The 11,926-nt window shown below is 38.8% G+C and carries 12 protein-coding genes; 5 read left to right on the forward strand and 7 right to left on the reverse strand.

Going from position 1 to position 11,926, the window contains the following annotated elements:
* The 3 genes from J2S07_RS07600 to J2S07_RS07610 all read left to right on the forward strand — a co-directional run.
* Positions 1-340: RNA-guided endonuclease TnpB family protein (locus tag J2S07_RS07600; RefSeq protein ID WP_307149824.1), on the forward strand; the 340-nt coding region annotated here is incomplete at its 5' end.
* A 521-nt stretch (positions 341-861) separates the two neighbouring features.
* Positions 862-1,143, forward strand: coding sequence for a hypothetical protein (locus J2S07_RS07605; protein WP_307149825.1), 282 nt, complete (start codon positions 862-864; stop codon positions 1,141-1,143).
* Between the two features lie 13 nt (positions 1,144-1,156).
* The gene (locus J2S07_RS07610; protein WP_307149826.1) at positions 1,157-1,684 is read left to right on the forward strand and encodes a spore coat protein; all 528 of its coding nucleotides are present in this window, start codon (positions 1,157-1,159) and stop codon (positions 1,682-1,684) included.
* Between the two features lie 217 nt (positions 1,685-1,901).
* On the opposite strand, the gene J2S07_RS07615 is transcribed toward J2S07_RS07610, so the two are convergent.
* The 4 genes from J2S07_RS07615 to J2S07_RS07630 all read right to left on the reverse strand — a co-directional run bounded on the left by J2S07_RS07615 (position 1,902) and on the right by J2S07_RS07630 (position 5,328).
* The gene (locus J2S07_RS07615; protein ID WP_307149827.1) at positions 1,902-2,636 is read right to left on the reverse strand and encodes an ABC transporter ATP-binding protein; all 735 of its coding nucleotides are present in this window, start codon (positions 2,634-2,636) and stop codon (positions 1,902-1,904) included.
* Positions 2,633-3,331 (reverse strand): ABC transporter permease, encoded by a 699-nt coding sequence (locus J2S07_RS07620; RefSeq protein ID WP_307149828.1) that lies wholly within the window; start codon positions 3,329-3,331, stop codon positions 2,633-2,635. The genes J2S07_RS07615 and J2S07_RS07620 overlap by 4 nt, the downstream gene beginning before the upstream one ends.
* A 194-nt stretch (positions 3,332-3,525) precedes the next feature.
* Positions 3,526-4,413: an ABC transporter substrate-binding protein gene (locus tag J2S07_RS07625; protein WP_307149829.1), complete on the reverse strand. Its 888-nt coding sequence runs from the start codon at positions 4,411-4,413 to the stop codon at positions 3,526-3,528.
* 12 nt (positions 4,414-4,425) lie between these two features.
* Positions 4,426-5,328: a substrate-binding domain-containing protein gene (locus J2S07_RS07630; protein ID WP_307149830.1), complete on the reverse strand. Its 903-nt coding sequence runs from the start codon at positions 5,326-5,328 to the stop codon at positions 4,426-4,428.
* A gap of 260 nt (positions 5,329-5,588) precedes the next feature.
* Between J2S07_RS07630 and J2S07_RS07635 the strand changes: the two genes are divergently transcribed.
* A complete protein-coding gene (locus J2S07_RS07635) occupies positions 5,589-6,350 on the forward strand; it encodes a DUF4931 domain-containing protein (RefSeq protein WP_307149831.1) in 762 nt (253 codons plus the stop codon).
* Between the two features lie 102 nt (positions 6,351-6,452).
* On the forward strand, positions 6,453-7,619 hold the full coding sequence (locus tag J2S07_RS07640; protein WP_307149832.1) for an FtsW/RodA/SpoVE family cell cycle protein: 1,167 nt from the start codon (positions 6,453-6,455) through the stop codon (positions 7,617-7,619).
* Positions 7,620-7,852: 233 nt separating this feature from the next.
* Here the strand turns inward: J2S07_RS07640 and J2S07_RS07645 are convergent, their stop codons facing one another.
* The 3 genes from J2S07_RS07645 to J2S07_RS07655 are packed head-to-tail and all read right to left on the reverse strand — an operon-like array spanning position 7,853 to position 11,511.
* Entirely contained in the window at positions 7,853-8,932 is a 1,080-nt protein-coding gene (locus J2S07_RS07645; RefSeq protein ID WP_307149833.1) for a Ger(x)C family spore germination protein, read from the reverse strand.
* Complete coding sequence (locus J2S07_RS07650; RefSeq protein ID WP_307149834.1) at positions 8,929-10,017, reverse strand: GerAB/ArcD/ProY family transporter; 1,089 nt, start codon at positions 10,015-10,017, stop codon at positions 8,929-8,931. The genes J2S07_RS07645 and J2S07_RS07650 overlap by 4 nt, the downstream gene beginning before the upstream one ends.
* Before the next feature lie 12 nt (positions 10,018-10,029).
* The gene (locus tag J2S07_RS07655; RefSeq protein ID WP_307149835.1) at positions 10,030-11,511 is read right to left on the reverse strand and encodes a spore germination protein; all 1,482 of its coding nucleotides are present in this window, start codon (positions 11,509-11,511) and stop codon (positions 10,030-10,032) included.
* Positions 11,512-11,926: the final 415 nt, after the last annotated feature.

The following is an 11,926-nucleotide window of genomic DNA, read 5'->3' on the forward strand; positions in this document are numbered from 1 at the left end:
CGATGTAATCGGAATGGAGGATTTGCAAGTATCTAACATGCAAAAGAATCACAAGTTAGCCAAGGCAATCAGTGAAGTATCGTGGTCACAATTTAAAACGATGCTCGAGTATAAAGCAAAATGGTATGGCAAAGAAGTGGTTACTGTATCCAAAACTTTTGCCAGTTCTCAGCTATGTTCTAGTTGTGGATATCAAAATAAAGACGTTAAAAATCTTAATCTTCGTGAGTGGGACTGCCCTTCTTGTAGTACGCATCACGATAGAGACATTAACGCAGGCAAAAATCTTGAAAGCGAAGCCATAAGGCTTCTAACCGTAGGAACTACGGGGCTAGCCTAATCAATTAGAAGCCGATAGGCCTCCTTACTTAGGAATCCCCCACTTCAAGCAGCTCGTAAGAGATACTAAGTGGTGGGTAGTTCAATGATCCTTATTCCGCTTATTTCCCTTACTATTATCTCCGCTTGTAATTTCCTTAGAGAACTCCGTTTTCGGAGAATTTTGATTACGACTGCCCTTATTATATTTTTTCGTCATCGATAGCCCTCCTTTTAGCTTAGTTTTTCTTTATCAAAGATAATTATGCCAAAAAAAAGAGACCTCTAAATGAGGTCAATTAAAAAGGGGGAATTACACTTGTATCCTTATTGTTACCAAATTTCCCCACTTCTAATCATCATTACTAAATATTTTTGCCTTTATTTATATTCCCTGCAATAAAGCTGGAAGAATCGGGTGAATGTGACAAAGGGCTAAATTACTAATACATTCGCCTTTTCTTGCTAGATTAGTGGAAAAGCCCTCAACGATGATGGGAAAACTACATATTAAGTAGTAAAGCCGTCAAGGGGGTGAAAAGGTTGGGAGAAATGAATGAGAAATTACAAAACCTATCCAAGGGTCTTCTAGGGCTCCATGTCAAAGACGTGTTCAGCAAAAAAAAGGATGGTTTAAAGTTGAGGAATCTTTCTGATGATGATAAGGAAAAAATTCGCAATCTCTTTAAGGATCTTGAACAACAAGTGAATGATTTTGTCAGCAAAACAAAGGAAAAAGGGACCGCTACCGAAGCAGAAGCGGAAGGAAAAGCGAAAAAGACCCGAACAACTCTAAGAGATCGAGTTAGAAAAAATAAAAGGTAAAGGAGAGATATGAATGTTAGGCGAGAGAACTCATAATCGTGTAATGGCAGAAAGATTTGAACCGAGCTGTGAAGTAAGGGAAGAAAGAAGGGAATGCCCTGAGAGAAGGGAGTCTCATGATAGAAGATGGAACGCCCTGGATCGGAACTGCCGTTTCCCATTTGATGACGAAGAGGCACTCCAAGCTGCAGACCAAGTATCTGATGTGGAACAAAAATCTGTTGAACGAATCATTATAAAAGACAGCTGTGATATCAAAGTAAGAACAACAGAAACTCAAGTAGCAGTCTCCTTACAGGCTGCCTTACAAGTGGCCATTGCCCTAGTCGTCAATTTAACCATTGCAGACAATGAGCAAGCAGAGATGGTAACACAGGAATTGCTACAATTCTCCCAAATTGAGCAAGTGAATCGTCAAACCGTTTATATTGAAAATTCACGTGATATTGAAGTCACAACAAGTGACACAGATGTGGCTGTATCCATCCAATTACTACTTCAATTACTACTAGCATTACTCATCCAAATTGATATCTTCTAAGCATCACTCGTTCATCAGGCCGAATGCGCTACTAACACTGTAATCCAGTTACACCGTATGGTATTTCTTACAACCCAAACCTCCTCTTATATAAAAGTAGCATGTTAGTGTATATACTTACATGCTACTCTTTTTTTGAATGTGTAGCTTTCCATCAAATCGGTTCATCCCCCTTGATGGGATAACAAGCGATTAATTTTGCTAGCGTGCTTTCCTTCTATTTAATAAATTCATTCCACTCCTCGATAAATGGAGCCGTCACCTGATTTGGATTATTGACAACCTCAAGCGTTGGACCAATCTGACAGATTTCCCCATTCATGAGAATCGCCAGCCGATCGGTTAAGTACTTAACCTCAAGCAGGTCATGGCTGACGAAAACGGTCGTTGTCTTTGTGGCTTTGAGGATTTCCTTTAGTTCCTTTAAGAGCTGCACCTTTGTCGGAAAGTCAAGGGCAGAGAAGGGCTCGTCTAAGAATAAAACCTCAGGATCCAAAATCATGGCTCGCGCTAGATTGACCCTTTGGGCCTCCCCACCAGATAAATGATAGGCATGTTTTTTTGCCAAATGAGCTATTTTAAATTTTTCAAGCCAATACTCAACTTTATCTCTTATTACCTTTTTAGGCAGCTTTCTTAACTTTAGACCAAGGGCAACGTTTTGATAGACCGTTGTATTTAGGAGTAAGGACTGCTGCAGGGCAATGGCGAATTTTCGGCGCATGTCAATGGACACATTTTGTGCAGATAGCTTAGCACCCTTAAAAAATAGGCTGCCCTCGCTAGGAGAATCAAGCATAGAGAGAAGCTTTAGCAAGGTGCTTTTTCCTGCTCCATTTGGTCCCATAATTCCGATGATTTCCCCTTGTTCAATGGCAAAGGCCGGAATGGAAAGAATGGTTCTTTGCTGCTTGGAATAAGTAATATTTTCTATACTTAGTAGTGTACTCATGCTTTTCTCCCCCTCTGCTGTAGAAAGGTCAAACAAAATGTAATCATGAAGGCGATCGTCATAATGATGAAGGACAGGGCAAAAGCGATATCAAAGTTTCCCTTTGAGACCTCCATGACAATAGAGGTAGTGAGGATTCTTGTGTCTCCTTTAATATTACCTCCAACCATCATGGCAGCCCCAACTTCAGCGATCACCCGTCCGAAGCCTGCGATAATAGCTGCAAGAATCGCTACTCTTGTTTCAATCAGCAAAATCCTAAAGAACTGCAGCCTAGTTGCTCCTAAAGCCTTAATTTGCATCATCATTTTCTCATTAATTTCCTGGAAGGCGCTGCTGGTTAAACCAATGAGAATCGGCAATGACACGAGCACCTGTGCCATAATAATCGCTGTTGGTGTGTACAAAAGCGAGAGATGGCCAAGCGGTCCTGAGCGCCACAGGAAAATCGTGATCCACAGACCAGCAATAACCGGTGGAAGTCCCATCCCTATGTTGATAAAGACTAATAAAAGCTTTCTTCCAGGGAATTTCGTTAACCCGATGATAATACCGAGAGGGATGCCAATGATGGTACTAATTAAGACCGCAGTCAAGGAAACCCGAAGCGTACGCCACGTAATTTCAAGTATTTCCGGATCGCCAGCGGCAATCATCTCTAATGCTCGTTTGAGTCCGTCAAGTAGTAGATCCATATCGTTCCAACTCTCTCTTTGCAAAGTTTCAAATAAAAACTATTTAATTACAATGTTAATCCAGCCTTATATGTGTGCGTGAACGGGTTTTATTCATAGGAATAACGTAGTGAACGTACACATATAAGGCGGTACCAAGAAAAATACCTAGTAAAATGAATTACTAGGTATTTTGTGTTTGTAATGGCTAAATCTTACTCTGTGTACTTATAGAATAAAGATTCGCCGTATTTGTCTTTTCCAAACTCTTCAATGACTTTTTGAATTTCGTCACTGACCATAAACTCAACAAAGGCTTTTGCCCCTTCATTATTGATTTGGTCGTTCTTCTCAGGATTTACTTCCATCACATGATAGATGTTCATAAGGTCTTTATCGCCTTCAACGATAATCTCCATATCCGCATAGTTGCTCTTTTGCGCAAGGTAAGTCGCTCTATCTGTTAACACATAGCCTTGCTTCTCATTAGCCACTTGAAGGGTATTCCCCATTCCTTGTCCTGTTTCAACATAGTTTGTATTTTCAGTTGGTGTGAGGCCAAGCTTTTCCCAAATGCCTAATTCCTTCTTATGAGTACCAGAGTCATCGCCTCTAGAAACAAAGATAGCCTTATCATCGAAAATCTTCTTGAAAGCTGCCTGCGTTTCTAAGCCTTTAATACCTGCAGGGTCAGCTTTTGGTCCAACGATGATAAAATCATTGTACATCACGCGCTTGTAGTTTTGAACATCACCATTATCAACTAGTTCTTGTTCAGATGCAGGAGCATGTGTTAAAAGAACGTCCGCTTCTCCTTTTACACCCATTTCAAGAGCTTGTCCAGTTCCCACGGCAACTGTCTTAATTTTGTAAGGATGCTCTTTCTCAAACATTGGAATCAATTCATCAAGAAGACCGCTATCTTGAGTACTTGTCGTTGTTGCAAGAATTAAATCGGTTACTTCAACTTTCTCTTTTTCTTGTTGTGCAGCATTGTTATTATCTTCCTTCTTAGGCTCAGAACTCTGTGTATTTCCACAAGCCGCTAAAAAGACAAGTAAGAATGCAATCAAGGCTGTGGACATAAAACGTTTAAGCTTCACTACGATTTCCCCCTATTTGTTTTCAAAAATAATTTTTCCTAATTCCTTTGTGTTATAGCCTTCAAGATTACGAATGCTCTCTTCAAAGGTCGTTAGTTGAATAATATCAAGTAAATGCTGAAGGGCTTCTTCGTTCTTCTTATTCCAGCGCAGAACTAAATCAAACTGTTCATCTTTAATAGGAATGAAATCCAATCCAAGCTGTTCAGCTGCCGAACGGATACCTAAAGCCACATCGGCGATCCCACGGCTAATATAAGAAGCGGTTGACAGATGATTCCACTCTTCATTGTCATAGCCCTTGATGATAGCTGGATCAATTTTTTCCTTTGCTAGAGAAGAGTCTAAGAGGAACCTTGTTCCCGAACCCTTTTGGCGATTGATAAATGTGACATCCTTACGGGTTAAGTCACGAAAGCCTTGGATGTTCTTTGGATTTCCTTTTGCCACGATCAGTCCCTGCTCACGACTTGCCAAGCGAATGACGGTTAGCGGCTCGTGAACAAAGAATAGGCGAATAAAAGGAAGATTATACTCACCTGATGATGGATCAAGAAGATGAATGGCTGCTACATCACAGCCGCCACGATAAAGCATCATAAGACCTTCTAAGCTCCCAATATACGTTGGCTGAATCGTCAAAAAGTCTGCCTGCTTTGTGACATACTTAATGAGATGTTCAATTAGAAAATCATGGCTGCCCGCAATATGTAAAGTAGAAGATTGTTCAGGAACTCTCTTGCTTGAAGGGGCGTCAAGATTCTTGAATCGTTCAATCTCACTTTGCTCAATTCTCATCTTGTTTCCGACCTTAAAGGCTTGCAGCTCACCACGCTTAATTAATTCATAAACGGTATGCTTGGAAATCTTAAAAAGCTTCGCCACTTCATCTGGTGTATACGCTGCATTATTCATTTCAATCACCCTTAGCATTTGCTCTTTTTCAACTTTACAAGATGTTCATCTTATTAACTGTGACCTTTATTACATTTTATTAAGTTACGTTAAGTTTTGTCTAGTGAATTCACATTTTGTACACAATTTAAAGAATCATCTATATGAAAAAGGCGTTTATTTTATCCTTATCATATCAAACCATGTGCTTGGGCGGATAGTTCGCATTAGCAGGAAATTTTTCATAAAATAGATAGAAAGAAGGGGAGAAGTGGTGAAGCATGAAGGATACACATTTATTTTTCAATACGGAGATTGGGGTAAAAAAGCCAGAAAGCATTCGCAATAAGAATACAAGCTGTCCATTTTGTGCAAGAGATGAACTGACAGATATTATCGATACAGAGGGTTCGATTATTTTACTTAAGAATAAATATCCCGTTTTAGAAAATGCCTACCAAACGGTCTTAATTGAGACAGATGATTGCTTAAGTGAGCTATCATTATATTCGAAGGAACACTTAGTCAAACTTTTTACCTTTGCACTTAAACACTGGAGGGCGATGGATGAGAGCGGCGAATTTCGTTCTGTTCTGTTCTTCAAAAATCATGGCCCATTATCAGGGGGGACAATCGCACACCCGCATATGCAAATTGTAGGTTTAAGGAATATTGATTATATGGAAAGCGTCACTGCCGCTCAGTTTGAAGGGCTCAAAATCCATGAGCAAAATGGAGTGCTTTTTTCCCTTTCGACGATGCCTAGGGTCGGCTTTTATGAATTTAATGTTAAGATGACGGATGATAGCCAGATCCCCATTTTTTCTTCCTATATTCAGATGGCTGCGCATTATATTTTGAATCAATTTGTTTTTCGTGCGAATAGCTATAATCTTTTCTTTTATAAAATGGATGGGGCGATATATGGAAAGATTGTACCACGCTTTGTCACGACACCACTCTACATAGGGTATTCTATCCCGCAGGTGCCCAATAATCTACAATGGGTGAGGGATGATTTTGTCTCGAAGTATTTTTCTTGAGGCGGTAATTTTACCCAAGTGTGTTTGGAAAGTTGTGATCTGTTCCTTATAAAAATATAATGAAAAATTGAATATGTTTTTTTAAGGAGTCTAGAACAGGAAATGTCAACAGAGAATTATACAACTTCGAAAATAGACCTTAATTTAGTTTTTATCGTATTTCTATTGTTTATTGTCAGCTGTATATCGATTTATAGTGCGCAATCAACCGGGCAGTATGGAGAGAATTTTCTCGTTAAGCAAATTGTCTGGTATGGCATTGGGGTTGGCATTATTGCTGCGGTAATCCCTTTTGACTCTGATCAATTAAGAAAGCTATCTTGGTATCTATATGGTCTTGGATTAGTCTTATTGGGCTTTCTTTTGATTGCCCCAAGCGGTATTGCGCCTGTCATTAATGGAGCGAAAAGCTGGTATCGCGTTCCAGGATTAGGTTCTCTACAGCCCTCTGAGTTCGTAAAGGTGTTCCTAATTCTCGCATTAGCAAGGGTAATAATGGACCACCATGAAAAAAATCAAGTCAAGACGGTTCAGACTGATTTTTGGCTTTTAATCAAAATTGGACTCGTCACAGGTGCGCCGCTACTCCTTGTCATGAAGCAGCCGGACCTTGGTACATCGCTTGTATTCATTGCCATTATGCTTGGGATGATCTTCATTTCGGGCATTAGCTGGAAAATCCTCTTGCCTATTTTTAGTTTGGGTATATCCCTCATTGCTGCTATTTTTTATTTCGTATTATGGAAGCCGGAATTATTGGAGAAGTATTTAGGGGTAAAGGAGTATCAATTTGGTCGGATTTATTCCTGGCTGGACCCTTATCATTATTCAAGCACAACTGGGTTTCAATTGACGAAATCTTTGCTCGCGATCGGCTCAGGAGAAACAAGTGGAAAGGGATTTGGCACAAGAGAGGTTTATCTACCTGAGAGCCATACGGATTTTATCTTCAGCATCGTTGGTGAGGAATTTGGTTTTGTTGGAGCGAGTATTCTCATCAGTCTATTCTTTTTGCTCATTTATTATATTACGAGAGTGGCCATGGAAACGAAAAACAACTTCTACACCTATATATGCGTCGGAGTCATCAGCATGATCACCTTTCATGTCTTCCAAAATATCGGTATGACGATCGGTGTTCTACCGATTACAGGAATTCCGCTGCCTTTTATCAGCTATGGTGGCAGCTCATTGATGGGGAATATGCTTGCGATTAGCCTAATTTTCTCGATTCGTTATCACTATAGGAAATATATGTTTTCAGAATGACGAAAGAGCAAAGGTGTCACTTTGCTCTTTTTTATGTGCTGTTTTCGTAACGTTTGTGGTTATTGTAATGGCCCTAATACCGGCCATTACGTTTAATATTCAGTTTTCCTTACGCAATCAGTATCCACGGCATTTTTCTCGGGTTGTATAGATGTGAACTTGGTTATGATATTTAGTATTGCAGCTTTCCATTCCATTTACTAAAAGCAACAAAGTTTGAGAAAAGAGCCTTTTTATTCAATCACTCCTGCCTCTGTGATCTTTACTTTTGGATGTATCTTCACGATCAGTTCTTGATACTGAGCTTCGTTCCACTTATCGATATCAAAATTCCGATCTTGAGTCTTGACAAAATGACCAAAACCAATTGGGTCAATTTCTTTGTCCTTAAAAATACTTATTAATTTAAGGCATTCTTTTGTGATTTCATCTTCAAAACGTTGTTCTAATTCTGCAATCTTCTTAGGGGTAAGACGATTTCCAGAAAACTCGTTGATAATCCCGTTTACTCGAATGTCAACGGTAATTTCGAAAGGGGATCTGCTTTCTAGCTTAAATTTGTGGACTGAACGGATGCTTCGAATCGCGGCTTCATCACCATCAATTTTGACTCGATGTAACCCATTGCTATATTTATCAACAAGAAGCTTAAAGAAAAACATTTGCTCCGGAAGAATGGTTTCGACAATTTTTCCATTCCGAAAGAAAGCAATTCCATTTAATTCGATACTATCCTTAGATAGCTGTTTCAGTTGTGGCAAAAAGGGTGTTTGTCCCTCTGAATAAAAGCCTTTGAGAAAAAGCTGCAAGTTGGTTTTTGGAAGATCTTCATTTTCAATGTTGTTTTTAATTAAATCGCTAATAAATGTGGCATTTCCTTTTATTCCGTATTCCCCTTCTAATAAATCCTTAGCTTCTCCATCTACAAGCGCTACGTTCAGACCTGAGCCAACACCTGGATCCCTTTGGAATGGATCGACCAAATCAAGAACCCCATTTTTGGTAGCGAGCTCCTTTCCGAATAGTACCAGTTCCATGCTCCCCGTTACGATAGGATTTGTTGAATGCAATTGCATATCCTGTAGGACGGTTTTCTTCATTCTTCCTTTTGCATTAATCGTTGTATTTTTAGGAGGTTGGTCAGGCTGATAGATTGAGAAGAGGATGGTACCGTTAATTTTATCCTCTTCATCGGAATGGTCGAAGCCAATGCATTCGATTAGATTAATATCGTCTAATATTTCTTTTTGGACACATCCGCTAAGGAACACTCCAAGAAGTATGATAACGATTGATCTAACAATAGCAGTCATCTTTCTTTCACCTTCTTTGCGATTAATGTAACTATAAATAAAAGAGGAACATACATGAAATTAATATAAAAGCCACACTGACCAACAAAGTCAGTAAGGATGTTAATCTGATCTCTTGTCATTAATAAACTTGTCCCGATTAAACAAAAGACAGCTAAAATCGGAGCAGATATCCGTTGCTTAACGGAAAATAGCTGTTTCGTCAATCGACTTGCGATCCATAATGCGATACATGCATTGGGGAGAATGATTAAGCACCAGTTAGCGATCCCGATGTATTCAAATCGTTCAACAAATGGTAATTCAATAATCTTCCACATCGTAAGTGTCGGCCAAATATTTTTTTGTAGCTGTTCTTCTGGAAAATAGGCAAAGGTCAGAATAGCCAAATATAAATAGATCATCGTTAAAAAGACAATGGCTAAGTGTGACCACTTTTTGGACTTCTCAGGCCTTTTGATAAAAGGGTAGAAGAAGAGCAACGTCTCAAATCCTAAAAAAGATAAAGACATATCTTTACTAGCCAATAAAATATCCTTTGTAGAATGATTAAAAATAGGAAGTAGATTTGTAAAATTAGCATAAGGGATCGTAAAAAGAAATAATAGCCATATGTAGCTCGGTAAAATAATTGAAAAGAAACTGATCCCGGTAATGGTTCTGAATCCACCGTAGACGATATAGATAACCAAAATAAGAAAGACAAGTGCAAACCAAAAGGTTATGAGGTCTGAAAACATCCACACCTGTACAATCTCGATAAAATTTCGTAATGTTGTTACGGCTAAGGAACAAAAATAGAGAATGTAGAAAGAGCTCAAAATTTTACCAGCTGTTTTTCCAAAAACAAAGGTATGAATGGAAATAAGATCCCCACCTGCTATCTCTAGCATTTTATACATCATCCAAAGAACAAAATGGATGCAAATTGAAGCAAGAATGACAGCTATCCACCCATCATAGCCAGCAGATTTAGCAATGATTCTTTGAAAACCGAGAACACCAACTCCTGTTTGCATTGAATTGATGACAAAAAATACGAGGAATGGTGATATTTTTTTATTTTCAGGAATAACGGGATTCATAATGTAGAACCTCTATTCATCAATATCTTTCTTTTTCTTAGCATCGCTTTCGTCGACTCTTTTCGGTCGTTTTGACCGTAACAGCAATGGACGATGTCCTTGACTACTGAATGATAACCGAATAAACGAATCCTTGAAATCGACTTTTCTCAATGGATATACCGGCTCTAAATAGGGTCTTCCAAGAGAAGTCAGACGGATGAGATGGACCAATAGGAAACAAAAAGCTAGTACGATTCCAAGTAACCCCCAAAGCTCAGCAAATAATAAAAATGGGAATCGAAGAAAACGTATCGTGTTGCCCATTCTGTACACAGGTGTTGTAAAAGAAGCGAGGGCTGCTAGTGCAATTAAAATGAGCAGTACGTTACTCGTCAAACCTGCTTCCACACTCGCTGTTCCTATGACGATCCCACCAACGATACCAATGGTTTGCCCAACCTTTGTCGGTAGTCTCGCTCCTGCTTCTCTTAGAAGCTCAATCGTTAATTCTAGAAATAAGGCTTCTAAAATTGGTGGCAACGGTACAGCTCTTCTTGAAGCAACTAAAGCGTTTAATAAGTCTCGTGGGATGAGTTCATAATGATAGCTCAGTACGGCTACATAAATAGGTGTAACCAAAATGGAGAATGCCACAGAGAACAATCGAATAAGACGGAAAAAAGAAGCGATTAGCCAGTTTAAAAAATAGTCCTCAAATGAACTGAAGAACTCCACAAAAGTGGTAGGTCCTATTAACGCATGGGGAGAACCATCGACAATGACGACGACTTTTCCTTCAGCAAGACTTGAAGAAACTCGATCGGGACGTTCCGTGTCAAGAAGCTGAGGGAATGGCGAATTGTGATTATCAGAGACCATTTGAACGATATAAGAGCTATCAGCAATATCGTCATATTGGATCCCCTCTAGTCTTTGACGAATGGTATTGACATTCTCTGTATTAACGACATTATCGATATAGATTATGGCGATTTTCGTTTTTGAAAGTGCACCAACTGACAATTCTTCAATGATTAATTCTTTAATAGGGAGCTTTTTTCTTACTAAATTGAGATTCATGTCAAGAGATTCAACAAATGCTTCCTTAGGCCCAATGACACTGAACTCAACTTCAGGTGGATTAATGGTTCTCCCAACTTCTTTTTGTGCAGCGAAGAAGCAGTATTTGTTGTGCTCTCCGATGATAGTTAATAGAACATAGCCGTTAAAAAGCTTTTGTTCAATATCAGAGGCATTATCGGAGATTTGTACATCTGATATAGGGATGATTTCTTTAACATCATCTAATTGCTGAAACTCCTCCTTTAATAGCGCGGGAAGAACGTTATCTTGAAGGATTTTCTCATCAATTAGAGTCGACATGTAGGTAAAGCAAAATTTGATTTTTGTCTTTTCATTTGTAAAAGAAAGATTTTCAAAATCATTTGATTTCAAAAGTATCTTTTCAAGCTCGAGCTTATCTTGATTATTTTTTTGAATGGTCTTTTTCATCGAAGTTAATCCCCTTATCAGTGAGGTTAACCATATTATTTATCCTTTTGGAAGGTTTATCCTCAAAATTAATAATCCGAAATAGGATATTGTAAATAATTGAAGGAAATAAAAAGAGCCCATATTAACTATGGGCTCTCAAAGAGGGGGAGCTCAATTTGTGTGAGGGGGTAAATTGAGCTAGGGAATATCAATTTCTTCTGTCGGTAGTCTAAATGTTAATGATAATCATTTTCAACTACACATTTATCTTAATCTGTTTTCTTAGGAGTGTCAAGACCATCTTAGGATATTAAAATCAAAAATGCTTACTGCGATGCAGTATCAAGATAAAGACGCGTTCATGAAGGCAATGAACACCTCAAACGATGCAGAATCAAGAAAAAAAGGTCTTCATAATGGCAATGACAATGTT

The organism is Anoxybacillus andreesenii, from assembly GCF_030813005.1.
GTDB lineage: Bacteria > Bacillota > Bacilli > Bacillales > Cytobacillaceae > Robertmurraya > Robertmurraya andreesenii.